Source organism: Brevibacterium sp. 1718 (assembly GCF_051131255.1).
Classification (GTDB): domain Bacteria; phylum Actinomycetota; class Actinomycetes; order Actinomycetales; family Brevibacteriaceae; genus Brevibacterium; species Brevibacterium sediminis.
On record NZ_CP186550.1, the window covers coordinates 491,011 to 516,828 of the forward strand.

The following is a 25,818-nucleotide window of genomic DNA, read 5'->3' on the forward strand; positions in this document are numbered from 1 at the left end:
TTAAGTATCCTCCTCCTGCGGAAGACGGCCGGTCGCGGCCAGAGAGGTCAGTGCCTCGGCGAACTTGTCTGCCTCGCTCGGGTCCCCGCCGACGAGTTCCATGTCCGGGCGGTCCCGGAAGTGCGCCGAGGTGGTGTGCCCGGCCGGGCGAAACGCTGTGCTGGCGCCGCGCAGCTGTCCTGGATGGGCCTGGTCGAGGATGCGGATCTGCCCCGGTCGTGTGGGTCCGGTTCCGGTGCTGGCGGGTGCGGCCAGGAGGAGCCGCTGGTTCGTGGCGGCGAGGATCTGTCCGGCCGGGTTCTCCCGGTCGGCGAAGTGGAGCATGAGGTTCTCACCTGGGGCGAGGGCGGTCAGCAGCGACTGCAGTCGAGTTTCGTGGGCGGCATCGATCCGGTTGGTGACGCGGGCTCGGGCGACGGCGAACAGGCGGGCGGGGATGAGGGCCGCCGTGGTGATGATGAGGCAGACGGCGGTCTCTGCCAGCCCTGTCGGCGGTGACATCGTGAGAATGTTCGAGGCCATGACGCCGATGGTGATGGCCAGGATGGCGATGAGCACAGAGACGATGAGGAAGACCGCCCAGAGTGTGCGGTGGAAGGCATCGGCGATCGCTCCGAGGGTGAGGCTGAAGTTGACGGTGGCCCACAGCCCGAACAGCAGAGCGATGGCCGGCAGTGGGGATGCGGTCAGGTCGCCCCAGACGGTGCCGGGATTGCCGGTGTCCATCGCGAAGGCGTGCCAGATGAAGGCGGCGATGACTCCGCAGACGGCCCACACCGGTCCGACGGCGAACACCCGAGGCCAGGGGTTCCGGACGAAGGCAGTGGGCGGGTGTTTGCGTTTCACTCCGTGGGGATCGGCGGTCTGCTGCGCGCGGGCGGCGCTGCTGCCTGCGGGCGGTTTGTCCTCGTAGAAGACGACGGCGGCAACGGCGGAGAAGAAGAACAGAACCAGTATCCCGATGCCCGGTGCCTGGTCCGGGTTGATTCCCCGGAACCGGTGATTGCTGATCGGGTTGATACCGGCATTGGCGAGGAAGAAGGCAATCGAGGCGAAAACGGCGAACCCGATCCCGAACACGAGAGTAGTACTGCCCCTGGAGCGACTGTCCCTAGTCATGCCTCCATCCTCGCAGGAACTCTGTGAACCCGGGGCGCTGAGATGTTCCGGATCCGTTGCGTGGCAGCGAATAAGTAAGGAGCGGTGACCGTATCGGTCACCGCTCCTTCTATCGCTGTGCTCACCCCGTCACCGAGGCGGCTGTGCACGAATGGACACGGCCGCCTCGGCGAGGGTTTCACTCAGTGCTTCGGTTCCTCGATGTTCTCGACATCGTCGGCTTCCGTGGGCACCGCCGGAATCGAATCCGTGGTCGGCGGCGTCGGTGGAGTGACGACCGACTGGAACGAGTGCTCGTGCGAGTAGGCGAGGAACGACAGATGGTTCTCGTACCGGTCGAGCACGTCATCGATGATCTGCTGTGAGCTCAGACCCATGAGGTCGTATCCTTCCGAACCGGTCTGCGTGAAGACCTCGATACGGAAGTACTTGTCGTCACCTCGTGGGGCGTTGCGGGCACCGAATGACGGCACATTCGCCTCGATGGCTGCGGCCTCGTAGTGGAAGTCGCGCTGCTCGCCCATGTCGACATTGAGCGTGTTCGTCGTGATCTCGGTGTCTTCGTCGAGGGTCTGGATGTGTTCGACGGTGTAGCCGAGTTCGCGGAACTCCTTGGACACGGCTTCCAGGGACGGTCCGACCACCTCGGCGACGAAGCGTTCGACGGACTTCTTCGTCGGGTAGGAGCGAAGGGTCGCCAGTCGCTGACGCCAGGTCTTCTCCGGAGCACGTCCACCGTGGGCGGCCGTGGTGCGGCGACGACGGGTCCGGCCTTCGCGTTCGGCGCGCTCCATGCGCAGCACCTTCGAGAACGAGGCCATGACGAGGTAGGCAATGATCGTCACCGGCAGGGCGAAGATCAGCGTTGCGTACTCCATCGTCGTCACGCCGCCGGCGACGAGCATGGCGATTGTGAGCACTGCCGTGACCAGGGCCCAGAAGATGCGCAGCCACTTGGCTCCGTCCTCTTCCGGATTCGGAATCGAGGAGGAGAAGTTCGACATCACCATGGCACCGGAGTTCGCACTCGTGAGGTAGAAGAGCAGTCCGGACAGAGTGGCCAGGCCGATGAGGAACGTCGCTCCCGGGAACATCTCGAGTAGGTCGTACCAGCCCTGTTCCGGGGAGGCGATGGCCGTCTTCGCGAACTCGTCGTTGCCGTTGAAGACCTCGGACAGGGCCGAGTTGCCGAAGATCGTGACGATGATGAAGTCGCAGATCACGGGGGCAGTGATCGCAGCGATGACGAACTCACGCAGCGTGCGGCCGCGGGAGATGCGGGCGAGGAACAGCCCGACGAAAGGACCCCAGGCGAGCCAGAAGGCCCAGAAGAACAGGGTCCAGCCGCCCATCCATTCGGAGCCGCCGTCGACATAGGCGAACGTCGACAGCGTGCGTTCGGGCAGGGTGAAGATGAAGCGGCCGATGTTCTCGACCATGGCGTTGAGCAGGAAGGCGGTCTTGCCGGTGACGAGGATGTAGAGCATCATCGCCGCACACGACCAGAGGTTGAGCTCGGAGACGAGGCGGATGCCCTTGTCCACGCCAGAGGTGCAGGCGGCGACGGTCATGACGACGGCCACGATGACGAGCGCGATCTGCAGGGCCAGCCCGGTTTCGAGACCGAAGAGAGTGGCGAACCCGACGTTGAGCAGGACGACGCCGATGCCCATCGAGGTGGCCACGCCGAAGACTGTGCCGACGAGGGCGAAGATGTCGATGACATCACCGGTGGTTCCGCGCACGCGCTTGCCCAGCAGCGGGTAGAGGACCGCACGGATCGACAGGGGCATGCCCCAGCGGTAGGCAAAGTAGCCCATCGCCATGCCGAGCAGCGAATACATCGACCAGCCGGCGATGCCGTAGTGGAACATCGTCCACACGACGGCGTCCTGAGCGGCTGCCGCCGATTCGGGGGAGGCATTGACCGGGTGGAGGTACTGGGTGATCGGTCCGGTCACCGAGTAGAAGAGCATGTCGATGCCGACGCCTGCGGCGAAGAGCATCGCGACCCAAGTGAAGAGGTTGTACTGCGGGCGGGAGTGGTCCGGGCCGAGCCTGACGCCGCCTTCCTTGGACAGTGCCACCCAGAGGACGAAGCCGATGACGACGGTGACGGTGACGACATAGAACCAACCGAGGTTCTCTGCGATCCAGTCCACAGCCGTCTTCATGGTCGACTGAGCCGAGTCGGGCATCATCATCGCCCACACGGAGAACGCGAGGATGATGAGAGAGGCGACGATGAAGACTCGCCAGTTGACCCGGGAGCCGCGTTCGTCGGAGAGCTCCTCCGGGCCCTTGCTCATCTCCGTGCTGTCGATCGGAGCGCGCTTCTCGGGGTCGACGTCCCTGCTGATTCTCGTAGCTCGGTCGGTACCGCCGAATCGCTCACGCTCGACGACTGGGCGCTTCAACTTCTCTTCGTTCGGATCCTGCACGCATCGACCTCCGGTAGACAAAAGTGGACTGGGCCCGAAAATGGGCCCGATCCATTCTACGGTTGGAGGATTTTCACAAAGACAGCACCCCCTCTTTTCAGGAAGTTGACTAAGCTGCCGGGTCGTCCAGTCGGGCCGGGCACGGGAGCCGGTTCGAACGGGCCCGAAGGGTGGAAGGGATCATCCCCGGGAGCGAGCGGCCACCTCGGTGAGAGTGTCGACGAATCGCTGCGCCTCGGTGGGGATGGTCTCCTCCAGCCGCATCGACGATCCGACGTGCAGCTCCACGGTCACGGTCGCGCGTCCGCGGAAATCCTCTGCTCGAACGGCGCCGACCTGCCGAGCGGCCGCCTCCGAGAGCTGGGCGATGGAGCCCTGAACATCGGTGCGCACCCGCATGATCCGTTGGTCGGTGAGGATGAGCAGATCGGAGTCGAACGGCGGCAGGCTCCGCAGCCGCACGTATTCGATCTCGCCGGGGCGGAACAGGCCGGTTGCGTTGATTCCATCTGATCGTGCTCGCGGGTTGTCCGGGGTCGTCGGCCCTCGCCGTGCTGTTGGTCGAGATGCCGGCTTGCGGGCCTTCGCCCAGCGGCGGAGCGCACGGAACGGGGACCAGCCGTCTGTGAGGGAGGGGCCGTCGGGGATGGCGGGCCGAACCGACCCTGTGCGGTCGGCGTTGTCGGTTGGGTGAACCGAGTCGGAGGGGAGGGAATGGGAGGTCATGAATGTGATTCTTCCAGGGCCGCCTCGGCGCGGGGGTGGGTCGGTCGTAATCGTTTGGGAACATCTGTGTCCGCTCGCCCACTTCGGGTGAAGTGGACGAGCGGGAGGCGATGCGTCCATGGGATACTGGGGGCATGCGTGCAGGTGAAGTCTCCGAGGTCAGTCAGGACTACCTCAAGGCCATCTGGTCGGCTCAGGAATGGGGCGGCGACCCGATGACGGCTACCGAACTTGCGAACCGATTCGGCACGACGAAGGCCAATGTCACCGAGGTGCTCAAGCGTCTCGACGAACTCGGTCTCATCACTCGCGTCCCATATAAGCCACCGGTGCTCACCGAGCAGGGCACGGCGATCGCCCTGTCGATGGTGCGCAGGCACCGGCTCATCGAGACGTTCCTCGTGAAGTCGCTCGGCTACAGCTGGGACGAGGTTCATGACGAGGCCGAGATCCTCGAGCATGCCGCCTCCGATCGGCTCATCGACCGCATCGACGCGTTCCTCGGCAACCCGACGTCCGACCCGCACGGCGATCCGATCCCGGGACCGGACGGGCGCGTGGATTCCCACACGCCCACCCTGCTCGCCGAGGCGACTCCCGGTCGTTATCAGGTGCTGCGGGTCTCCGATGCTGATCCTGTTGTTCTCGGGAAGCTCGCCGAGGCGGGGGTGCTGCCCGATGTCGCGCTCGACGTCGTCGATCGCACCGATGAAGCCGTGACCGTGGACATCGGAGGGAAGCAGGAGACGCTCGACTCCGCGCTCGCCGCGGCCGTGTATCTGGACGTGGCTTCCTCGGCGAGTTGACCGAGTCGGATCTGTTGATCCGACCGGCAGTGGTGTTTGGGTTCGGTGAGGTCAGAGACCCTCTGCTCAGTTGTTGCTTCGCGGGCGTGGGAACTTCGGTTCAGCGCGCAGCAGGGTCAGCGTCGTGGCTGCGTGAGCGTCGAAACCTTCGACGAGGAAGAGCTTCGGCCAGTCGCACCAGAGTTCTGATTCATACGGGGTGCCGGGCAGGTAGGTTCCGTGCCTGTTCTGCCGATGCCCCGGGTGAGACCGGAATGCCGTTCTGGGAATGGATTGCAGCGTGTCGAACAGGGTCTGATAGAGCACCGGTGTGAAGCCATCACTGCGAGCAGCATCGGCAGTGCTCACCCAGCCGGGTCCGGCAATCGGAATGCCCCGTTTGATCGCCGAACTCATCTGAGCTTTGATGCCGGCGCGTTGCGGGTCGGGGGAGTGGTGGAGGAGAACTTTCGACCAGTGCAGGGCCACCTCGGGTTCGAAGCCCGGCCACTGTTCGGCGGCCCTGCGGCGGTTCTCGGAGTGGCTGTGGGAGTCGGCGGAGTCGTTGAAGTCTGCCGACATGGCAAACCGCCCTTCTCGGGCGCGCCTGCGCAGCGCTGACCCGGATCGAAGCTTGCCCGAGCGGTCGGCGCGGGCCCGTTCTTCCCCTGGGGCACCCGGTCGATGACGGGTTGCCGTGTGGCCGGCCAGGTACCGATGGCCACAGCTCGCGAACGTGATTTCAGTGTAGATGGAGGGTCTGACACGACCTTTGCGTTGGTGACCTCCGTGGCCGGCGGAGGAGGAATCTAGACAAGTCCTTCTTCATCGGCGTCGGCGGCCGATGACCAGTATCGAGGATTGTGGTCCTCGACGGTTTCCCCACAGTCGACACAGGTGCGGAATTCGATAGTCCCGTCGGTATTGAGTCGACCCGGCGTCAGGCTGCTGCTCTCTTCGCAGCCAGGACACCACCCATTGATGAAGCGTCTGATGTGAGTGCCGTGTTCATTGTCCATTCCGGCTGACCTCTCGACCGAATGCGCAGTGCGTGGACCTGCTGTTTTCAGTCTACGAGCGCCGGCAATCGGCGAAGATGAACTTCCGGAGAAGACGGAGGAGCCGCCGGTGTCGTGGTCCGTCGGCGCATCGGCATGGAGGAGCACGGGCCGGACAACGCCCCGGTCCGACGGGGAAACGTCGGACCGGAGCATCGGAGACTCACCTGCGCGGCAGGTTCCACCTCGGCTGGGGCTGGTGCGGTTTCTGATGCTGATTCATGAAACCGCGTTCGGCCTGCAGATGACCCTTGTCATGGCTCTTCGCCTTCGGATCGGTGCCCGGGATGGAAGCCTGCAGCTTCTCGGTCGCCGGTTTGGCGCCGACGATGGGCATCTCCCCAGTGATCAACGGTGTCTGCGGGGCCGCCTCGGTGATGGGGTTCTGTTTGGGTGCTTTGCTGTTTCGCATGGTCTTTCCCTTCTTCGCATCCTTGTGATCTGTTTCGGTGACCAGTTCGGTGAACAGTCCGGTCCACTGGGCGGGGGTGAGGTCTTTGGGCAATGTGTCTCCTCTGATGTCGTTGCGGTCCATGGTCGATTGCAGAGTGCGATGATCGGTGATGCTCATCTTCGAGAGGATTCCTTTCATTCCTCGCCCGCGACCGGTGAAGACCGAACGGACGAACTGTTGATATTCGGATCGAGCATTGTCTGGAATCGATCCGGTGGGACAGCGATCGATGGTGAGGATGCCGCCATCGACGCTGGGCTTCGGGGTGAACGCGTCGGCGGGGACGCGGGTGACGAGGCGGAAATCGAACCATGGGGTCCATTGCGCGGTCATCATGGTCGATCCGCCGATGCCGGCGCGTTTGCGGGCGACCTCCCATTGGGTGAGCAGGATCGCCCGCTGCCAGCGCCCGGAACGCAGCAGTTTGCGGAGGATGGGGGTGGTGAGGTGGAACGGCAGATTGCCGACGATGACCGGCCGGTCGAGCCGGGTGGTCAGGATGTCGGCGTGCCGGACCTCGGCCCGCGGGTACGTGTCTTCAAGGTGATCCAACCTCGTTTCGTCGAGTTCGACGAGTGTGAGCTTTCGACCGAGCCGGTAGAGCTCGGAAGTGACTGCCCCATCCCCGGGACCGATCTCCATGATCGGTCCGGAGGTGGAACGAGCCAGGCTCGCAATCGTGTCGATGGTGGAAGGCGAACGCAGAAAGTTCTGGCCGAGTTCATGCCGCCCGCCGTGCTGTGAGCGCGGGGCCGAGCGCGAACGGGTCTGACTGCGCGTCGAATGGTGTCGTGACGTGTGGGGTCGCAATGGGATGTGCTCCAAAAAGAAGATGGAGGCACCCGAGGCAGCGCAATGATGGTGAGTCTGATCGATTCGTATAGACCCGGTCGATCATGATGATCGAAGTGGTCAGTGAATCGGAAAGGGATCAGCCGATTGTCGCATCGCCCGGATGCCGATGGCTCTCCGGGAGGACAACGCGCTTGCAGAGCAGATCAGGGTGACTGTCGTCGGTCAGCCGATCGCAGAAGAATTCGTCAGGCGCGCTGTCAGGCGCTGCGGTGACGAATGTAGAAGCAAGGCGCAGTCATTGCGCTGCTGTTCAATGTTCCCATGCGGAACAAGATAGCACAGGGAGCTTTGCCGAGACTAGGGTCCGGACGAAAATCGCCCTGCCGACCTCGTGTGGAAGTCGGCAGGGCGGAGGTGCGGATGCGTTCGAAGCGATGTGTCGAACGGAGTCCGGCGAACGCCTGTGAGCGTTCGTGTCAGTGGGTCAGCCCATCATGGTGCGCAGGGCGATGACGCCGACCGAGCCGATGACTGCGGCGGCCGGAAGGGTGATGATCCAGGCCAATGCGATTGGCTTCATGAGCTTCCAGTTTGCCGAACGGTTGACCAGGCCGACGCCGATGATCGCACCGATGAGGATGTGCGTCGACGACACCGGCAGACCGCTCACCGAGGCGGCCATGACGATTCCCGCGGCAGCGAGTTCGGCGGCGAATCCGGAGGCCGGGTGGATCTCGGTGAGGTTCGTGCCGACCGTTGCGATGACCTTGCGGCCGATGAACCAGAGACCGACGATGAGGGCGATGCCGCAGGTGAGCATGGCTGCGAACGGCACGGTCGCCTCGCCGCTGATGCTGTTGGTGCGGAGCACATCGAGGACGGCGGCGAAGGGGCCGACGGCGTTGGCGATGTCGTTCGAGCCGTGGCTGAAGGCGAATGCGGAGGCGGTGAACACCTGCATCCAGGAGAACAGGATGTAGGTCGCACGAGGAACCGTCTGCTTGCGCAGCGTCTTGGCGAAGACGAACACTGCCAGCCACACGGCCGCGCCGATCATCGTCATGATGAGCAGACCGCCGACCGTGGTCACGCTCATGTCGAGGTTCTTCAGTCCCTTGAACAGCAGCATTGCGGTGATGATGACGGCGCCGACGGCGGCGATGAGGGGAACCCACCGCTGCAGGGCCGAGTGCGTGCCGATCGATCCTCCCTCGGCGGGGGCATCCTCGGCGGCGGCGTCGATCTGCGCGTCGACGGATCCCTCGGCTGCGGAGACCGGGGCGAGCATATGCGGCTTCAGCGTGTGCGACAGCGACTTGCCGAGCACGTATTTCTTGATCAGCCCGTAGATGACGAACGCGGCGAGTCCGCCGAGGGCGGGCGACAGCACCCAGGAGATCGCGATCTGACCGACCTCGGACCACTGCACCATGGCGAATCCGCCGGTGCCGGTGACGAATCCGATCGTCAATGATGCACCGATGATGCCGCCGATGATGGCGTGCGTCGTCGACACCGGCCAGCCCATCCGCGTCGCCAGGAGCAGCCACACTGCGGCGCCGAGGAGGGCCGCCATCATGATGAACGCGAAGTCCATCGGGTCGATCGCCACCCCGCTGAGGTCGACGATTCCGCTCTTGATCGTATCGGTGACGTCACCGCCGGCCAGAAGCGCGCCGCTGACCTCGAAGACCGCGGCGATGAGCAGTGCCTGCTTCATCGTCAGGGTGCCGGCGCCGACGGAGGTGCCGAAGGCGTTGGCGACATCGTTGCCGCCGATGTTAAAAGCCATGAAGGCGCCGAAGATGACCGTGGTGATGAGCACCATGCGGGGTGCGTCCCGGCCCACGAAGTCGAGCGACCACAGGGTGAAGGCGATGAGGGTGATCGCCATCAGGCCGCCGAAGGCCAGATGCCAGAGGCGGTCGTTGCTGCGGCCGACGACAGGTGGCGGAGTGTGGCGCTCCGGTGCCAGAACCTGGGTCATTCGTTCTCCTCGCGAATTTCAGTCGATGTGGCAGTGTCTGTCTGCCTCCATGATTCGCAGGGCGGATGACCGCCAGGTTACGGAGAAGATGAATGCACGGTTAACTCCGATTCCGAGCGGTGCGAAATGCTCATGCACACTCGGTACTTTTCGCCTTCCGTTCACGCAATGTTCCAGGTCAGATGCTATATGTGCGGGTCGTTGCGGGAGGCGGGCGCTCGGGTGTGGCGGAGACGGAAAGTCATGTTGTGACAATGACCACTTCGGGCCGACATTGGTACGTGAATCGGTGAACAGCGGGTACGTGAAAGAACCCGGACCCGCAGATGTGCGGATCCGGGCTCTGCCGAAAGGGGAAAAGCTCGCCGAGGCGGCCGGAATCAGTCGATGATCTCCCCGCGGATGACATCGCCGCCACCGTCGCCGTCAGGACGATTGCGATGCGGATCGGACTTCATCTGCCTGTCGACCTTGCGCAGTCGACGGCCCAGAGCGATGAGGGCGATGCCGACGAGGATGATGAACCCGGCGAGGGTGAAGATCAGCGCGGTCACCCCGGCGCCCGGGGCGAAGAGGAAGAAGCCGCCGAGGATGATGCCGAGGACGCCGATGACGGTGAGTGCCCACCAGGTCCTGACTCCCATCCGGCGGATGAAGAAGGACATGGTGAGAGCGAGGAAGCTGAAGAAGATGATGGCGAATCCGGTCAGCACGGTGACCATGGACGCGAACAGCATCGGGGTGAAGAAGATGAGCGCACCGAGGAGGATGAGCAGGACCGCGCGTGTGATCATGCTGCCGGTGCGGCCTCCCTGCGCTGCGAAGACGAGGGAGGAGATGGCGATGACGGCGAGCCAGCAGGCGAAGATCCGCACGACCACCTCGGCGGAGGTGCCTGGCCAGACCATCATCAGCGCACCCATCACGAGGGCGATGACGCCGTTGACGATGACTGTTCTTCCAGTGCGCTTGAGGTCCATGCCCACAGCCTAGTCCTCCGGTTTGGACAGACGCTGAAGACGGCGCCGGGGGCGGTCGGTGGGCGGATCCAGGGCGGTCGCCGGCCGGGGTGCGACGGTTCAGGCGTGCCCGAGGTGCTCCTCCTGATCGGCGGAGTCGGACCGTGCGGCCGAATCCGAGGTGATCCGCTCCTGCTCCGGCATGTCCGAGGTGACACGCTCCTGCTCGGGCATCAGCCCGGTGAGCTTAAGCGATTCGGACATGGCTTGAACGATGGCGTCGAGGTCAGCCGGGGTACTCGACGTCGTGTCCGATCCGGATCGGTCGGCCGCCTCGGCGGGGGTGTCCGTGGTGGGTGTGACTCCTGCTTCCGTAGTCGACTTCGCGCCCGCCTCGGTGGTGGGAGGAGCAGCAGGGGTGTTGTTCTCGAGGAAGCGCAGGAGCTCGACGGGGAAGGGCAGGACCAAGGTCGAATTCCGTTCAGCGGCCACCTCGACGATGGTCTGGAGCAGGCGCAGCTGCAGGGCGGACGGGGTGTGGGCCATGGCCTCGGAGGCCTTGGCGAGCTTGTTCGAGGCCTGCAGCTCACCGTCGGCGATGATGACGCGGGATCGGCGTTCGCGTTCGGCTTCGGCCTGGCGCGACATGGATCGTTTCATCGTCTCCGGCAGGGCAACGTCCTTGATCTCGACGCGATCGATGTGGACGCCCCAGTCGACGGCGGGGCTGTCGATCATGATCGCCAGGCCCTGGTTGAGGCGTTCGCGGTTGGTGAGCAGGTCGTCGAGTTCGCTCTGGCCGATAATCGAACGCAGCGAGGTCTGCGCGACCTGACCGACGGCGAGCTGGTAGTCCTCGACGTCGACGACGGCCTTGCGCGGGTCGACGACCTTGAAATAGATGACGGCGTCGACGCGGACGGTGACATTGTCGCGGGTGATGCCCTCCTGCGCGGGGATCGGCATGGTCACAATCTGGAGGTTGACCTTCTCGAGTTTGTCGACGAAGGGGACGACCGCGGTCATTCCGGGTGGGCGGGGCTCGGCATTGACTCTGCCGAGGCGGTAGACCACCCCGCGCTCATACTGCTTGACGATCTTCAGGCTGTTTCCCAGCGTGATTGCTCCGAGTGCGACAAGTGCGGCGAGGATACTGAGCGCCAACATGTCGAATCGCCTCCTTTGACGATTGACTGTCCGTCCCATTCTACGCCGGTATGGCGCGGAAAGACCCGGCTCGGAGGGAACGCGGAGGGGAGGTGCTCAGGCCTCTCGGGCGAGCAGTCGTTTGCCGGCCGGGTAGGCATCCAAGGCCTGGGGGAGGCTGACGCGTCGGCCGGACGCGAAGGTTGCGAGCACGCGTCCGGTGCCGGGCTGATCCTCGCCGACTCCGGCGGGTTCGAGGCCGATGCGGCGCAGCGTCTGTTTGGCCACCGGCATGGGGGAGTCGAAGACGGTGAGGGCTCCGGCTCGGGCTGCCATGATGCGGTCGGCGACGAGTCCGTAGTGGGTGCAGCCGAGCACCACGGTCTCCATTCCCGGTCCCATCCGGGTGAAGGCATCCTCGATGGCGGTGTCGATCTTGTTGAGATCGGCGGCGTTGATGGCCTCGGCCAGTCCGGGGCAGGCGATCTTGGCCACGTGCAGGTCCGCGGCGAAGGAGTCGATGAGATTCTGCTGATACTCACTGCCCGTGGTCGCCGGTGTCGCCCAGATCGCGAAATCCTGCCCGGTGCCGGCGGCCATCTTCACGGCGGGCACGGTGCCGATGACGGGGACAGCCGGTTCGTAGCGGGCGCGAACGGCTTCGAGGGCCTGCACCGAGGCGGTGTTGCAGGCGATGACGATGGCGTCGGGTTCCCATTCGGCGAGCACTCCGGCCGAATGCAGGGCCCGCTGTTCGAGGGTCTCGGTGCTCAGGCTGCCGTACGGGGTGAAGTCCGGGTCCATGGCGAGGACGAGGTCAGCGTCGGGGGCGAGGTTGAACAGCGCGTCGGCGGTGCCGAGGAGTCCGAGCCCGGAATCGAGCAGGCCGATGCGCGTCATGAAGTTCCCTTCAGGTCGGATGTCGTCGATGCCTTGGTCTTTGGGCCGCCGGGCTTGGCTTCGTCGGTCTTCGGATCGTCGGTCTTGGGGTAGGCGAACTCCCGGATCTCCTTTAGATGGGCTTTCGTCAGGCCGTGGGCGAAGTCCGGGGCGATGAGTTTGAGGCGGTTGGGCGAGTAGTGCTTGAGGAAGTATTCGCGGGTGGCCGGCCACGCCAGATCGTCGTCGATCCAGATCGCACGCCCATGTTCGTGGGTGGCCAGCCAGTCCTCCATGGCGCGGGCCTTCCACCACTGCTGCGGATCGTGGGCGAAGCGGTTGTGCGTCTCATCGGGCATTTCGATGACGTCGAAGGAGTTGCGCAGACCGAATTTCGGTTCGAGCTCGGACTTGCATCGCTGCGACCAGGTCGACAGCCAGACGACGTCGACCTCATGGGTCTCGACGATGCGGTCGAAGAATTCGACGACGGACGGCCGGTAGTGGAGTTCGTAGTGCCACGCGTGCAGCTTCTTTCGCCCCTCGGCCATGCCGCGCAGCTTGGGTACCGGGTAGGAGTTGAGGACGCCATCGACATCGAGGAATACAGTGACATGGCGAGCCTGCCTGCGCGCCGATACCGGCGCCGAGGATGCTGCAGCCATCATTCCTTCCCGTGAGCTCAGTCGTGCGGCCCTCTGTTGGGGCGATTCGCGCGCTATTCTGGGGGCAGATCGCGCCGCCCGCACCAGATGAACACAGACGAGTTTACCGCCGAGAGCGTCAGGAGGCCGAGTCCGTGTATCGCGAAACCCGGATTCCGCGCCTGCGGGCGAGCCTGTGGGTCTCCGTTCCCGACAAGGCCGATTCCCTCGCCGAGGCGGCTTCCTCCGTCGAGGCGGCAGACCCTGATCGTGGGAACACTGCCGCCGGTCTGGCTTCCGGGCCGACTGTCGCAGCTGCCGCGGCTCCATCGCTCATCGTTCCCGACGGGTGCATGGATCTCATCGTCATCGATTCGCAGATACTCATCGCCGGCGCCGATTCCACGGCACGGATGTTCCACGGTTCGGCTGCACCGACGGTGGGCCTGCGATTCGACTCCGGCGTGCTTGCGCAGCTGTTGACCACCTCGGCGGGGGAGCTGGCCGATCGGGTGACGCCCCTCGACGCTGTCATCGGCGGCCGGCATACAGAGGTTCGCGCTGTAGGAGAGGGCGGGGCCGCCGCGGTGACGGGAGCTGCCCGGGTGCTGCTCGACACGGCCGGCGGTCTGACGGACCGAGCCATGCTGGATCCGCGTCCGATGGCCTTGGCTCGGGCCTTGGATGTGCGCTCGAATTCGCCGGCCCAGACCGTCACCGAGGCGGCCGCGGAGTTCGCGTATTCACCGCGGCAGCTGCGCCGGCTGAGCGCGGAATGGTTCGGCTACGGGCCCAAGCACCTGGCGAAGATCCTGCGCTGGCAGGCCGCGCGAGACCTCATCGATGCGGGGTGGTCGCGGACAGCGGCAGCGGCCGAGGTCGGGTATGCCGATGCCGCTCACCTGCGGCGGGACGAGCGCTCGCTCATCGGGTAGCGGGATGAGCGAGTGCTCATCGGGTGAGGGCGCTCGTGGCGCTCGTTCCGTAGGTTCGTCCCCGCCCAGAACTACCCGACGGCGGCCCAGCAACCTGGCGCCAGGTTGCTGAGCCGCCGTCGGGTAGCAATTAGGAGTTGAGGGCGGCGAAGAGGTCGACCGTGTTGCCGTCGGGGTCGGAGACCACAGCGTAGCGCTGTCCCCAGAACGCGTCCCAGGGTTCGTGGACGATTTCTGCCACGGGATCGCTTCCCCCGTCGCCGCGCCCGGTGAGCTTGGCGAATGTCGCATCGACCGCCTCGGCGGTGGAGCAGTCGAAAGCTAAGGACATCTTGTTTCCGCCGGTCGGGCGGGTCCATTCGGGATCGATGCCGAGGACGACCGCCTCGGTGTCGAGGAGGATCCGCAGGGATCCGGAGGAGAACTCGGTGTGTGGGGCGTCCGGGCCGCCGTCGGCGAGTTCGAGACCGAGAGCGGAGTAGAAGGTGATGGCGGCGGGCATGTCTGCGGTGATGATCGAGATCGCGTCGAGTTTCATGACTTCAGACTATGCGGACGGGTGCGGTGCCGGCTTGAACGAATCGGCCATAATCGCGCGTCCCCCGGGAGGTGCTCGCTGCTGTCGGGCGAGCGATAGGCTCATACTGGGTGGGCTGAATGGTCACGCCCGGAGCGGATTCGCGTGACTGTTTCTCCCACCTACGCCAATCGTCGGGCCTCAGTCCTGCAGGTAGGGTTCGAAGACTGCGCGCAGTTCGGGCGTCAGCGGAGTGGGCTTCTGCGAGTCCCGATCGATGTGGACGAGCACACAGTCGTGGTCGAAGACCTGACGTCCGTCCTGGTCACCGCGGGTGTTGACGGTGAACGAGGAGTTGCCGAGCTTCTTCACCGTCACCGTCATCTTCAGTTCGGGGCCGTACATGACGGGCACGAGGTAGTCGATGGTCTGGCGGGCGACGAGCAGTCCGCCGCCGGTGATGTGTCCGGCCCGGATCTCGTGCATCCAGCGCACGCGGCATTCCTCGATGAGGGTGATCATCCGTGCGTTGTTGACGTGGCCGAGCAGGTCCTGATCCGACCAGCGCACTTCGGGTGAGAGTTCGAAAGTGGCCATGACTGCCTCCAGGAGCTGATTGGGAACGAGGTCTGAACGATCGTTCCATAGTTAATCAGGTGCCCAGCGCCAACGGAAATTCTCAGTGCATTGGTACTGTCCGGAGCGGCCTTGGCGGAGCCCGGGCCGAACTGCGCTCAGCCGCGACGGCGGACGATCTCCTCGTTGACGGCTCCGACCACCTCGTGGAGGTCGCCGATGATCGCATAGTCCGCCCGCTGGACCATCGTCGATTCTTCATCGGTGTTGATGGCCACGAGCGTCTTCGCCCCCTCGATTCCGGCCATGTGCTGGATTGCTCCCGAGATCCCGCAGGCGATGTAGACGTCGGGGGAGATGCGGCTGCCGGTCTGGCCGACCTGTTCGGCGTGTGGGCGCCAGCCGAGGCCCGTGACCACACGGGAGACGCCCAGGGCACCGCCGAGGTGGTCGACGAGTTCGAGGACTTCGGCGAATCCGTTCTCCGAACCGACTCCGCGACCGGCCCCGACCACGGCCCTGGCCGAGGTCAGTCCGGACGCATCATCGGCGGCCTCGACCTCGGTGCGCTGGACACGGGTGGTCAGGTCCGCCTCGGCGACGGTGAGGTCATAGGCGTAGACCTCCGGGGTGATTGGGGTCGTCTCTTCGGGAGTGCAGGCGTGGCCGGCGATCGTGAGCACCTGCAGATCCCCGTCGAGGCGGAGGCGTTCGAAGGCGGTGCCGCCGTGGACCTGACGGAGCAGGCCCTCTGCGTCGGCGGCGATGACATTGGCAGCCATGCGGGCGCCGGTGCGGACCGCGGCGTGGGCCATGAGCTCCATACCGCGCGGGGTGCCCGAGGCCAACAGTGTGCCGGACTCCGGAGCGACGTCGACGATCGCCTGCGCCCAGGCCGCCGCAGAATACTCCGCGAGATCCGGATGGTCGAGATGATGGATGACACCGACCCCGAGCCGCCCCAGCGACTCAACCGCAGCATCACTGAGCGGGCCGATCACCACCCCCTCCGTGCTACCTGACGGCGGCCCAGATACCTCGCGCGAGGTTGCTGCGCCCCCGTCAGGTAGTAATTGGGGGTTTTTGCGGGCGAAGGTGATGGCTTCGGCGGAGGTGAGTGTCACCTCGCCTGCCGGGTCCGTTTCGACGAAAACCATAGTCATGGTCGGATCACTCCGATCTCCTCGAGCACATCGACCAGGGCGGGAGCCGCTTCGGGGCCCTCGCCGAGGATGGTCACCGAACTCGCCTTCACCTCAGGCAGTTCGAGCCGGAGCCGGGGGCTGCCCATCCCCGGAACGGGCGCGTCGTATTCGACGACCTGGGCCTTCTTCGCCTTCATCCGCCCGGTGATCGAGGGATAGCGCGGATCGACCCCGCCCTCATGGACGGCCACGACCGCGGGCAGATCGAGGGAGAAGATCTCCGTTCCCACCGGTCCGATCCCGCGCGCCTCGATGCGCCCGGAGCCGCGCTCGCCGCCGCCTCCAGCCGCCCCGCCGACACTGATCGTCTGGATATTCGTGAGCACCGGGTACCCGAGGTCGTAAGCCAGGCGGATCCCGACCTGGAAATCGCCGGTGTCGGCGGCATCGTCACCGGTGAGGACGAGATCGAAGGTCTGCCCCGCCTCGGCGCGATCACGGATGACATCACCGATGACCTGCGCAATATCCTCGGGGGCGAACACGGACGGGTCGGCCGCCTCGACGAGGATGCCGTCGTTCGCTCCCACCGCCACGGCCGCACGCAGCTGCTCGACCGCCTCGGCGGGACCGAGAGTGAGCACGGTGACGGTCCCACCGGCCTGGGCCGCGGTCTGGATCGCGAGCTCGACAGCGCACTCCTCGTGTGAGGACATGGTGTGGCCGAGCCCGGATTCGTCGATCCCGGTGCCCGCGTTGTCGAGAGTGACGGAACCGGCGATATCGGGGACACGTTTGATGCAGACGAGGATGTTCACGGCTACCTCCGGATGCACTCGTTGTCAGGGTCGAACAGCGGCGTCGAATCGACCGATGCCACCGTCACCGGATAGAACTCCTCCATGTACACGACCTGCAGACGGTTGCCCAGCACCGCCTCGGCGGGTGGGAGGAACGCCATGAGCACGTGTTTGCCCAGGCTGGGAGCCGATCCCGCCGAGGTGACATAAGAGTGGCGACCGTGCCCGTCGATCAGCGGATCGCCGTCCGCGGAGACGATGGGTTCCCCGCCGAGCATGTACCGCTTCTCCCCGCCGGCACTCGTGTGATCGTCGACGGTGAGCGAGCACAGCACCGTCTTCGGGTCCTCCTCGCGGTGGCGCAGATGCGCGGCCCTGCCGACGAAGTCCTGGGACTTCACCTTCGGTCGGCTCATCCCGACCTCGACGACGCTGCGTTCGGAATCGAGCTCAGTCCCGAATGCGCGGTAGCCCTTCTCGATCCGGCCCGTGGTGCCGTAGACGCCGAGTCCGACGGGGAGCAGTCCGTGCGCGTGGCCTGTGTCCATGAGCGCATCCCAGAGCTTCAGCCCCGATTCCATCGGTACATAGAGCTCCCAACCGAGGTCACCGACATAGGAGATGCGGGAGGCGAGCACCTCGAGCGAACCGATCTCAATCGTCCGGGCGGTGCCGAACTTGAACGCCTCATGGGAGACATCGGAGCTGGTGAGACCGCCGAGGATGTCGCGGGCTCGCGGTCCCCACAAGCCGATCGTCGTCCACGAACTCGTGAGATCGGCGATCTGCGCCCCCGTATCCGGCAGTCGGTCGGCGAACCATTTCAGATCGACCATTCCGTGGGCGGCGCCCGTGACGACGCGGAACCGGTCGTGCGCCAGTCGCATGATCGTCAGGTCGGAACGGAACCCGCCGTTCTCATCGAGGATCGGGGTGTAGACGACCCGGCCAATGGCGACATCCATCTGAGCCAGGGCAATGTGCTGGACGGCGTCGAGAGCAGCCGGACCGAAGATGTCGAAGATGACGAAGCTCGAGAGGTCGACGAGCCCGGCACGCTGCCTCATGGCGAGGTGTTCGGCGTTGATGATCGGTGACCACCAGCGGGAATCCCATTCGGCGCTGCGGTCCATGACCGCGTCACCGAACTCCTCGAGCAGACCGGCATTCGACTGATACCACTGCGGCCGCTCCCACCCGCCGGCTTCGAAGAACACGGCCCCGAGATCGGCCTCGCGATGCCACATCGGGGATCGGCGGACGTCACGGTCGCTGGCCCACTGCTCGCCGGGGTGGACGATGCCATAGGTCTTGTTGAATGCCTCCGAGGTGCGGGCGCGCACGTGTTCGCGGGTGCGCTGATGGGAGTGGAATCGAGCGATGTCGGCACCCTGCACGTCGATCTCCGGCAGTCCGTGCGTCATCCACTCGGCCACCGCCCGCCCGACGCCAGGACCTTCCTTCACCCACACGGCCGCCGCCGACCACAAGCCCTTCACCTGGGGTGATTCGCCGAGGATGGGCGCCCCGTCCGGAGTCAGGGAGAGCAGTCCGTTGATGGCATAGCGGATCTCGACGTCCGGATTCGACAGCACCTCGGGCATGAGTTCGACGGCCTGTTCGAGCTGCGGGTCGAAGTCATCCTCGGTGAACGGCATCTCCGTCGGGGAGAGCTTCGCCGCCTCGATCGAGGGGATCTCATCGGGGTCGTGGAGGATCGGCCGGTGGGCGTAGGAGCCGATCTCCATGTCGGAGCCGTGCTGACGTTCGTAGCAGAAGGTGTCCATGTCCCGCACGATCGGAAACGAGATCTCGCCGGGACGTTCGGCCAGCTGCGGGACGGGCCCGACGCTGATCATCTGGTGGACCGCCGGAGTCAGTGGGATGGCCGCACCGGCCATGGCGGCGATCCGCGGGGACCAGACACCGCAGGCGATGAGGATGCGGTTCGTCGCGACCTCGCCCTTCGTCGTGTACACGGCTGCGATCTGCCCGTCCCTGACATCGATGCCGGTCACTTCGGTGTTGGGCGAGACCGTAAGCGCCCCTTTCGCTTCCGCGGATTCGCGCATCATCGTGCCCGCACGGACCGAATCGACGACTCCGACCGTCGGGGTCCAGAAGGCACCGAGGATGGCCTCGGGATCGACGAACGGCACCTTCTCGGCGACCTCGGCGGGGGTGACGAGGGAGGATTCGATGCCCCATGCGCGTGCCGAGGCCATGCGCCGCCGCAGCTCCTCCATGCGCTCTTCGGTACGGGCGACCTCGAAGCCGCCGGACTCGGTGAAGACCCCGAGTTCCTTGTACTGGCGCATGCTGTCGAGGGTGAGGTCGGTGATCTCACGCGAGTGGTCGACGGGGAAGATGAAGTTCGAGGCGTGCCCGGTCGAGCCGCCCGGATTCGGCAGCGGGCCCTTGTCGATCTGGACGATATCGGTCCAGCCGAGCTCGGCGAGATGGTGGACGAGGCTGTTGCCGACGATGCCGGCGCCGACAACGACGACGCTGGCCTGGGCGGGGACGGAAGCCATGAGCAGGCTCCTCTCTGAAGGCATCTTCGCCTTCACCAGCATCGTTGCGAATTATGCAACGATGCGCGCTATGTGGAACTGCGTACGATGATCGTCCTCCGCCGAGGCGGGAGTGTCAAGAGGTCGCTTGCGCGGTCATTGCGCGGTCGGAAGATCGCGTCGAACGACAGCGTCAGGGCTGAGCGGTAAGCTCTCGGAAATACCGCTGAGCGAACTCGGCGAATCGGGGACAGGCCGAGTGGGCGCCGCGGGTGTTCCACTCGATCGTGACGTCGACCTCGGGCGAATCGACGATCTCGCGATAGACCACCTCGGGGTGGGAGTGGGTGAATGAGGTCGCCGCCGAGGTGACTCCGACAGCCTTGTCGAGGACGACGTTGACCAGCCATTCGTCTGTATTGCCCGCCATCAGCGGACGAGGCGCGACAGGGCGGTCGTCCCAGAGTCGCAGACTCGCCGTCGGCGAGACGGAGCACAGAGCCACCGTGCTGTGGGCGATCTGTTCGAGGCTCAGCTGAGGAGTGGCCGCGAGCGGGTTGGACACGGAGACGGCGGCGACGAGGGACTCGCGGAACAGCGGCCGGCACTCCCGTCCCTCGGGCGCCTGCGGTTCACCGACGGCTCGTTTCACGATGGCGATGTCGATATCGGCCGTGGCCAGAGCAGCGTCCAGATCGTCGGGCCGACTCGCATCGATCGGTGTCTGCGAGGTGGCCTGCCATTCCCTGATGAGCCCGTGCGTGTGCTTGCCCAGTCCCGCCCATGCCCATCCGAGCCGGAGGGGTTCGCGATCGTCGCCGAAGCGCTCCAGCAGCCGGTCGAGCCGGCCGACGAGGGACGCGGCCTCGACAGCGAACTCCATTCCCCGCTCGGTGAGCACGACGCTGCGGGTGGTCCGCTCGACCAGCGTCGTCCCCACAAGCTCCTCCAGCTGCGAAATCGTCCGCGACAGAGTCGGCTGAGTCGTGCCGAGCAGCGCGGCGGCGACCGTGAACGACGCGGTCTGGTCGATGGCGACCAGGGCGCGGAGATGACGCAGCTCAACACTCATGCGCTCAGCGTATAGCGACCGATCTGGATTCTCCAGGCCGCGCGGAGAGGCGGAGTCCTTGGGAAGACCGAGGCACCCAGGGGGACCAGCCGTTCTGGCGGAGCGACAGCCTTTTCATGCGTCTCAGACATGAATATCCGCACAGAAGTATTTCTCTTCGCCTCCGAACGTGCTTAGGCTCGCTGCAGACCACCACACCAGCGAGACGAGGGAGACACCATGAAGGTACTCATCATCGGAGCCAAGGGACACGTCGGAACCGCGGCCGTCCGAGCGCTCGAAGGCAAGCACGAAGTCATTCAGGTCGGTCGGAGCACGGATCCGGCGGTCGATCTCGACGATCCGGCGACGATCGAGGCGCTGCTGAACGAGGTCGGTGAGGTCGATGCCATCGTGTGCACGGCCGGACACGTCCCGTTCAAACCCGTCACGGAACTGACCCGGGAGGACTTCGAGTCGGGGTTCTACGGCAAGACGCTCGCCCAGCTGGATCTGGTGCGCATCGGCCTGCCCCATGTCAGGGACGGCGGTTCGATCACCCTGACGACCGGGGTGACGGCCCGCGCCGCGATCCCCACCGGATCGGCGGCCGCGATGGCCAGTGGAGCCATCGAATCATTCGTCATGGCCGCCGCCGGTGAGATGCCGCGCGGCATCCGCATCAACGTCGCCAGCCCGACCGTTCTGGAATCGGCCACGCATTTCCACGACTTCTTCCCCGGGTTCCCGCCGGCCTCCGATGAGGCGGTGGGCAATCTCTACCGCCGCGCCGTCGAGAGCATCGACAGCGGCACCACGTACATCCTCGACTGACCACCTCCCCACCGAGGATGATCACACCATCGCCGAGGCGGGGCCGACGTCGGCGTGTCCGTGCCGATTTCGGCGGGTGTCGGCTTCGCAGGTGCCGATTTCGTGGGGTACCGATTTGGCGTGGTTCAGTGTTCGCGCCACCCGAGGCGGGCTGAGATGTCGGCGGCGGCCGAAGTGAGCAGGTCTTTCGCCGAGGCGACCTTGTCCTCGGTGAAGCGGAAGCTCGGTCCCGAGGCCGAGATCGACGCGATGACGTCCCCGTGAGCATTGCGCACGGGAGCGGACACTGCGGTCAGCCCGACCTCGAGCTCATCGATGACGAGCGAGAATCCGGTGGCGGCTACCTCGGCGATCTGGGTGAGCAGCTGCGCAACCGAGGTCACGGTGTGCGGGGTGTAGCGGGTCAGCTTCGCGCCCAGGGTCCCACGGATGCCGGCCTCGCTCAGGCCGGAGAGCAGGACCTTGCCGTTGGAAGTCGCGTGCAGCGGAATGCGCTGCCCGACCCAGTTGTGGCTGTGCACCGAGGCAGTCGACGAAGCCTGATCGAGGTAGAGCGCGGCACCGTCGGAGAGGACGGCGACGTTGATCGTCTCGCCGGTCGCCTCGGCGAGCATCTTGGTGATCGGGCGGGCTTCCTGGACGATGTCGAGACGCGCGGTCGTCGCTCCGGCGAGGCGGAGGATGGACAGGCCCAGACGATATCTGCCTCGGTGATGGTCCTGCTCGACGAGTCCGCGGGCTTCGAGGGTGGAGACGATGCGTGAAGCCGTCGACTTGTGCACGCCGAGTTCACCGGCGATCTCGGTGATTCCGGCGAGCCCCGTGCGGGCGATGATCTCGAGGATCGTCACGGCCCGATCCACGGATTGGACGCCGCCCGAGCCCGCATCTTTGTTGCTCATTTCGAAACTGTAACTCACGACGCGCAACCCGGCCAGAGTCTGAGGGCGTGGGGTAGGGTGAGTGCGGTCGGTGGGCCTCGATTCCGCCGACCCCCTTTCCCCGACGGAGCTGAGCACGATGAGCAATGGGACCCAGTCGATCGACCGCGCGGCAGAGATTCTGTCGTTGGTCGTGAGGTCCGACGACCCGATCTCCTACACCGAGGTGGTCGAAGAGACCGCATTGGCTCGGTCGACGGTCTCGCGCCTGCTCTCCGCCCTCGAACGCAACGGTCTGGTCGAACGCGACGGTGACGGCCTCTACCGCGGCGGATCGCTGTTCGCGACCTATGCTTCCCGCTTCGACCGAGTGGAGAACCTCGTCGCCGCGGCCGATTCGACCCTGCAGCGCCTCAGCGAGGAGACCGGTGAGACGGTGAACCTCGCCATGCCGGGACCCAAAGGAGTCGTCCAGGTTGCTCAGGTCGATTCGACGTTCGTCCTCGGCGCCACGAACTGGGCGGACGTCGAGGTGCCGCCGCACTGCTCGGCTCTGGGCAAGGTCATGTTCGCCTATGACGTCATCCCGCTGCCGACCGGCAGGCTGGAGCGGCGCACCGAGAAGACCTTGGGCTCACGCAAGGAGCTCACCGACGATCTCGACACGGTTCGCGATCGCGGATTCGCCATCGTCCACGAAGAGTTCGAGATCGGACTCGACGCTCTGGCCGCACCGGTGTTCGGCATCGACGGAGACGTCGTCGCGGCCGTGGGAATCTCCGGACCGACGATGCGCATCGCCGAACACCACGATCGCCTCGGTGCGCTGCTCGTCGATGAGGCGGGGCTGCTCTCGCGCAGCCTCAGACGCAAGGTCACCCACCGGTAGATAGAGCGAAAATAGGTCGTATTCGGATACTTTTCGGCGCTGAAAGTATCCGATGGTGACCTGGATTCGTGTGGCCGTGTCCGATAGTGACCTATTTTTGAGCGCTGTCGCCTCTCACCACGCAGTCGAGACCTCTTCGGCGCCGCCGAGGGCCGCGAGCTGCCTGCGGCGCCAGACCTCGGTGTCCTTGATCTGATTGAACGTATAGATGTGCAGACCGGCGACGCCCATGTCCTGGTCGTCGAGGACCGGGCCGATCTTGTCGAGAAACTTCCGCGGGTTGTATCCGCCGGGCTTGGCCATCCGCGTGAACGTCGCCGTGTTCTTCCGCAGGAACCGCGTGGACTCACCCACCCCGATCTTCGTCGCGACTCGGGCGAGTTTGGCCAGCTCCACCTTCCCGGCGATGCCGAGGACCAGCGGCAGTTCGACGCCCCGTGCGCGAACTCTGGGCACCCAGGACGCGATGAGCGCCGGATCGAAGCACAGATTCGACACCAGGTGAGTGGCGTAATCGCGTTTGTCCCACATGGCCTGGATCGTCACATCGTCGGGGATGATCGGATGCGATTCCGGATAGGCGCTGACGCCGATGTGCTGGAACGGTGCGGCCATGGATGAGAGATCGACGAGGAGGTCGTGCGCACCGACGTATCCGCCGGCCGGGGGAGTGGCGTCTCCCGCGGGGACGAAGATCCGGTCCACAGCCGCCTCGGCGAGGCGATCGACGATCTCCGTGAGCTCGGGTCTGCCGTGGATCATCCGTGCGGCCAGGTGGGGCACGGCGCGGAAGCCCAGGGCCTGGAGCTGTTCGGCCGTGGACAGCGTCGCCTCGAGGGTCAGCCCCGTCGACGCGGTCACCGTGATCTCGCGGCCCGGTGCCACGTACTCCTCGATGCGTTCGACGATCCCGGCCGTGGGCAGAACCTCGTAGCGGGCGGTGCTCAACAGACTGCGCAGCGTTGACTGTGACATCCTCGTCTCCTTCTCGGAGGTCGATTCATGAAACTCGCATGTGCGAGTCCCTTGCGTCCCGGTGTGTCCGATCCTACACTCATTGTACCCATGATATGGGAGTCAAGTTCCATAATATAAAACTGTGCAAGCAGGGGGAACACCATGGACAACAATGTCCCGTCAGTGGACCAAAGCGACAGAGAAGTCCCGATCAACCTTCGTCAATCCGGCCCCACCCCGGTCGAAATGCTCATCGACACCCGCGTCCGTAAGTCGCCCTATTGGGAGCTATCCATGCAGCAGGGCTGCTGGCGGGCGTCGATCTACAACCGGATGTACCACCCACGCGGCTACATCCCCCGCGACGAGGGCGGGATGATGGCCGAGTACCAGTCCCTCGTCAACGATGTGACCCTGTGGAACGTCGCCGTCGAACGGCAGATCCAGGTCAAGGGTCCCGACGCCGAGGCGTTCGTCAACTTCGTCATCACCCGTGACGCGACGAAGATCCCGGTGATGCGCGCCCGCTACGTCATCCTGTGCAACGAAGCCGGCGGCATCCTCAACGATCCGATCCTGCTGCGGGTCGGCATCGACGAATTCTGGTTCAGCCTCTCCGACACCGACCTCATGCTCTGGTTGCAGGGAGTCAACGTCGGCGGCCGGTTCGACGTCACGATCGCCGAGATCGACGTCGCACCAGTGCAGGTCCAGGGCCCGAAGTCCGTCGACGTCATCGCCGACCTCGTCGGGGAGGAAGGACGCACGCTGCCGAGCTACGGACTCATGGAAGCCCGGGTCGGCGGGCGTGACGTCATCATCTCCCAGACCGGATTCACCGGTGAGAAGGGCTACGAGATCTATCTCAAGGATGCGACGAAGTACGCCGAGGATATGTGGAACGCCGTCCTGGAAGCCGGCGAGCCGTACAACATCAAGGTCGTCGCCCCCAGCCACCACCGCAGGATCGCGGCGGGCATCCTCTCGTGGGGGCAGGACATGGACTTCGAGACGCTCCCGTTCCAGGTCAACCTGTCCTACCAGGTGCCACGGAAGAAGGAGGCCGACTATATCGGCAAGGCCAGACTCGAGGAGGTGCGCGGGCTGATCGAGGCCGGTACCCCGCCGTATCGCACGCAGCTGGTGGGCCTGCTGGTCGGCGGCAAACCGATTACGGACTATGCGCCGGACTTCTGGCTCGTCTCCGCTGCCGCTGACGGTGAGGCGGTCGGGTACGTGACGTCGCCGTGGTATTCGCCGGAACTCGAAGCGAATATCGCAATGGCCCACGTGCCGGTGTCGGCAACCGAGCTCGGCACCGAATACTGGGTGCATCTGCCGGAGCCGTTCGCAGATACTCCCGGAGTCCCGGTTCGCGCCGAGGTGGTCGAGATGCCGTTCCGCCCGAGCGTGAACCCCAACCAGCGTGAGCGCCTGAAGATGCGCGGTCTCGACGCCGCAGTCTGAGCCGACTCCCGCTCCCCGAGACCGAGCGCGGTCGCCGTTGCGCACAGCCGGCGGCCGCGTTCGCATGTCCGGATGCGCTCGGATATTCGGGCGCGACAGTCGGCTCAGAGCAGCGGCATCACGCACCGTTGGTGCCGAATCCTCCCGTTGGCACTGCCGGCCTCCCTCACCCGGAGTGGCTTCTCCTGCAGGTAGCAATGCACCCCTCACTCACAGCGACAAACCACCCCGGTGCAAAGGGGCGATAGGTCGCTGAAGGT

23 protein-coding genes, 1 pseudogene and 1 riboswitch are annotated in these 25,818 nt (G+C 65.3%); of the genes and pseudogenes, 5 read left to right on the plus strand and 19 right to left on the minus strand.

All coding sequences use genetic code 11. The annotated features are described in order from the left end of the window. From ACOZ9V_RS02165 to ACOZ9V_RS02175, 3 genes are all read right to left on the minus strand, one after another. Positions 1 to 1,119 (minus strand): hypothetical protein, encoded by a 1,119-nt coding sequence (locus ACOZ9V_RS02165; protein ID WP_434593208.1) that lies wholly within the window; start codon positions 1,117 to 1,119, stop codon positions 1 to 3. Positions 1,120 to 1,301: 182 nt separating this feature from the next. Then, positions 1,302 to 3,560 carry a choline BCCT transporter BetT gene (gene betT, locus ACOZ9V_RS02170; protein WP_172172503.1) on the minus strand — a complete coding sequence of 753 codons (2,259 nt, stop codon included), beginning with the start codon at positions 3,558 to 3,560 and terminating at the stop codon, positions 1,302 to 1,304. A 180-nt stretch (positions 3,561 to 3,740) separates the two neighbouring features. Then, a complete protein-coding gene (locus ACOZ9V_RS02175; RefSeq protein ID WP_181271290.1) occupies positions 3,741 to 4,286 on the minus strand; it encodes a hypothetical protein in 546 nt (181 codons plus the stop codon). A 134-nt stretch (positions 4,287 to 4,420) separates the two neighbouring features. On the opposite strand from ACOZ9V_RS02175, the gene ACOZ9V_RS02180 reads away from it, so the two are divergent. Further along, entirely contained in the window at positions 4,421 to 5,092 is a 672-nt protein-coding gene (locus tag ACOZ9V_RS02180) for a metal-dependent transcriptional regulator (RefSeq protein WP_181271289.1), read from the plus strand. Positions 5,093 to 5,158: 66 nt separating this feature from the next. Here ACOZ9V_RS02180 and ACOZ9V_RS02185 read toward each other — a convergent pair whose 3' ends face one another. The 8 genes and pseudogenes from ACOZ9V_RS02185 to ACOZ9V_RS02220 form a co-directional block, all read right to left on the minus strand. After that, positions 5,159 to 5,653, minus strand: coding sequence for a hypothetical protein (locus ACOZ9V_RS02185; protein WP_181271288.1), 495 nt, complete (start codon positions 5,651 to 5,653; stop codon positions 5,159 to 5,161). A gap of 43 nt (positions 5,654 to 5,696) precedes the next feature. After that, positions 5,697 to 5,807, minus strand: a riboswitch (SAM riboswitch). Between the two features lie 485 nt (positions 5,808 to 6,292). After that, the gene (locus ACOZ9V_RS02190; RefSeq protein ID WP_434593212.1) at positions 6,293 to 6,541 is read right to left on the minus strand and encodes a hypothetical protein; all 249 of its coding nucleotides are present in this window, start codon (positions 6,539 to 6,541) and stop codon (positions 6,293 to 6,295) included. Next, positions 6,478 to 7,288, minus strand: a pseudogene (gene erm, locus ACOZ9V_RS02195) (23S ribosomal RNA methyltransferase Erm). Before erm ends, ACOZ9V_RS02190 begins: the two are co-directional and overlap by 64 nt. Before the next feature lie 574 nt (positions 7,289 to 7,862). Further along, positions 7,863 to 9,365: an inorganic phosphate transporter gene (locus ACOZ9V_RS02200; RefSeq protein WP_181271286.1), complete on the minus strand. Its 1,503-nt coding sequence runs from the start codon at positions 9,363 to 9,365 to the stop codon at positions 7,863 to 7,865. A gap of 380 nt (positions 9,366 to 9,745) precedes the next feature. Beyond that, positions 9,746 to 10,345, minus strand: a complete 600-nt coding sequence (locus ACOZ9V_RS02205; RefSeq protein WP_181271285.1) for an HdeD family acid-resistance protein — start codon at positions 10,343 to 10,345, stop codon at positions 9,746 to 9,748. Positions 10,346 to 10,444: 99 nt separating this feature from the next. Continuing rightward, on the minus strand, positions 10,445 to 11,491 hold the full coding sequence (locus tag ACOZ9V_RS02210) for a slipin family protein (RefSeq protein WP_181271284.1): 1,047 nt from the start codon (positions 11,489 to 11,491) through the stop codon (positions 10,445 to 10,447). Positions 11,492 to 11,587: 96 nt separating this feature from the next. Beyond that, positions 11,588 to 12,370, minus strand: coding sequence for a glutamate racemase (locus tag ACOZ9V_RS02215; RefSeq protein WP_181271283.1), 783 nt, complete (start codon positions 12,368 to 12,370; stop codon positions 11,588 to 11,590). Then, complete coding sequence (locus ACOZ9V_RS02220; protein ID WP_181271282.1) at positions 12,367 to 13,014, minus strand: HAD domain-containing protein; 648 nt, start codon at positions 13,012 to 13,014, stop codon at positions 12,367 to 12,369. Before ACOZ9V_RS02220 ends, ACOZ9V_RS02215 begins: the two co-directional genes overlap by 4 nt. Positions 13,015 to 13,148: 134 nt before the next feature. Here ACOZ9V_RS02220 and ACOZ9V_RS02225 point away from each other — a divergent pair, with 134 nt between their 5' ends. Continuing rightward, the gene (locus ACOZ9V_RS02225) at positions 13,149 to 13,928 is read left to right on the plus strand and encodes a helix-turn-helix domain-containing protein (protein WP_181271281.1); all 780 of its coding nucleotides are present in this window, start codon (positions 13,149 to 13,151) and stop codon (positions 13,926 to 13,928) included. A gap of 130 nt (positions 13,929 to 14,058) precedes the next feature. Here ACOZ9V_RS02225 and ACOZ9V_RS02230 read toward each other — a convergent pair whose 3' ends face one another. The 6 genes from ACOZ9V_RS02230 to ACOZ9V_RS02255 all read right to left on the minus strand — a co-directional run bounded on the left by ACOZ9V_RS02230 (position 14,059) and on the right by ACOZ9V_RS02255 (position 20,551). Then, positions 14,059 to 14,466, minus strand: coding sequence for a VOC family protein (locus ACOZ9V_RS02230; protein ID WP_181271280.1), 408 nt, complete (start codon positions 14,464 to 14,466; stop codon positions 14,059 to 14,061). A 180-nt stretch (positions 14,467 to 14,646) separates the two neighbouring features. Next, a complete protein-coding gene (locus ACOZ9V_RS02235; protein ID WP_062860664.1) occupies positions 14,647 to 15,042 on the minus strand; it encodes an acyl-CoA thioesterase in 396 nt (131 codons plus the stop codon). Between the two features lie 137 nt (positions 15,043 to 15,179). Beyond that, positions 15,180 to 16,184: an electron transfer flavoprotein subunit alpha/FixB family protein gene (locus ACOZ9V_RS02240; protein WP_434593220.1), complete on the minus strand. Its 1,005-nt coding sequence runs from the start codon at positions 16,182 to 16,184 to the stop codon at positions 15,180 to 15,182. Then, on the minus strand, positions 16,181 to 16,984 hold the full coding sequence (locus ACOZ9V_RS02245) for an electron transfer flavoprotein subunit beta/FixA family protein (protein ID WP_434593223.1): 804 nt from the start codon (positions 16,982 to 16,984) through the stop codon (positions 16,181 to 16,183). The genes ACOZ9V_RS02240 and ACOZ9V_RS02245 overlap by 4 nt, the downstream gene beginning before the upstream one ends. 2 nt (positions 16,985 to 16,986) lie before the next feature. Then, entirely contained in the window at positions 16,987 to 19,500 is a 2,514-nt protein-coding gene (locus ACOZ9V_RS02250) for a GcvT family protein (protein WP_181271277.1), read from the minus strand. Positions 19,501 to 19,672: 172 nt separating this feature from the next. Beyond that, complete coding sequence (locus tag ACOZ9V_RS02255; protein ID WP_181271276.1) at positions 19,673 to 20,551, minus strand: LysR family transcriptional regulator; 879 nt, start codon at positions 20,549 to 20,551, stop codon at positions 19,673 to 19,675. Positions 20,552 to 20,770: 219 nt separating this feature from the next. On the opposite strand from ACOZ9V_RS02255, the gene ACOZ9V_RS02260 reads away from it, so the two are divergent. Beyond that, positions 20,771 to 21,364 carry a short chain dehydrogenase gene (locus ACOZ9V_RS02260; protein WP_139469412.1) on the plus strand — a complete coding sequence of 198 codons (594 nt, stop codon included), beginning with the start codon at positions 20,771 to 20,773 and terminating at the stop codon, positions 21,362 to 21,364. Positions 21,365 to 21,489: 125 nt separating this feature from the next. Here the strand turns inward: ACOZ9V_RS02260 and ACOZ9V_RS02265 are convergent, their stop codons facing one another. Continuing rightward, entirely contained in the window at positions 21,490 to 22,266 is a 777-nt protein-coding gene (locus ACOZ9V_RS02265; protein ID WP_434593228.1) for an IclR family transcriptional regulator, read from the minus strand. A gap of 118 nt (positions 22,267 to 22,384) precedes the next feature. On the opposite strand from ACOZ9V_RS02265, the gene ACOZ9V_RS02270 reads away from it, so the two are divergent. After that, positions 22,385 to 23,134, plus strand: coding sequence for an IclR family transcriptional regulator (locus ACOZ9V_RS02270; protein WP_434593231.1), 750 nt, complete (start codon positions 22,385 to 22,387; stop codon positions 23,132 to 23,134). A 114-nt stretch (positions 23,135 to 23,248) separates the two neighbouring features. On the opposite strand, the gene ACOZ9V_RS02275 is transcribed toward ACOZ9V_RS02270, so the two are convergent. Beyond that, positions 23,249 to 24,109 (minus strand): methylenetetrahydrofolate reductase, encoded by an 861-nt coding sequence (locus ACOZ9V_RS02275; protein ID WP_434593233.1) that lies wholly within the window; start codon positions 24,107 to 24,109, stop codon positions 23,249 to 23,251. Between the two features lie 144 nt (positions 24,110 to 24,253). Here ACOZ9V_RS02275 and ACOZ9V_RS02280 point away from each other — a divergent pair, with 144 nt between their 5' ends. Beyond that, a complete protein-coding gene (locus tag ACOZ9V_RS02280; protein ID WP_434593236.1) occupies positions 24,254 to 25,558 on the plus strand; it encodes a glycine cleavage T C-terminal barrel domain-containing protein in 1,305 nt (434 codons plus the stop codon). Positions 25,559 to 25,818: the final 260 nt, after the last annotated feature.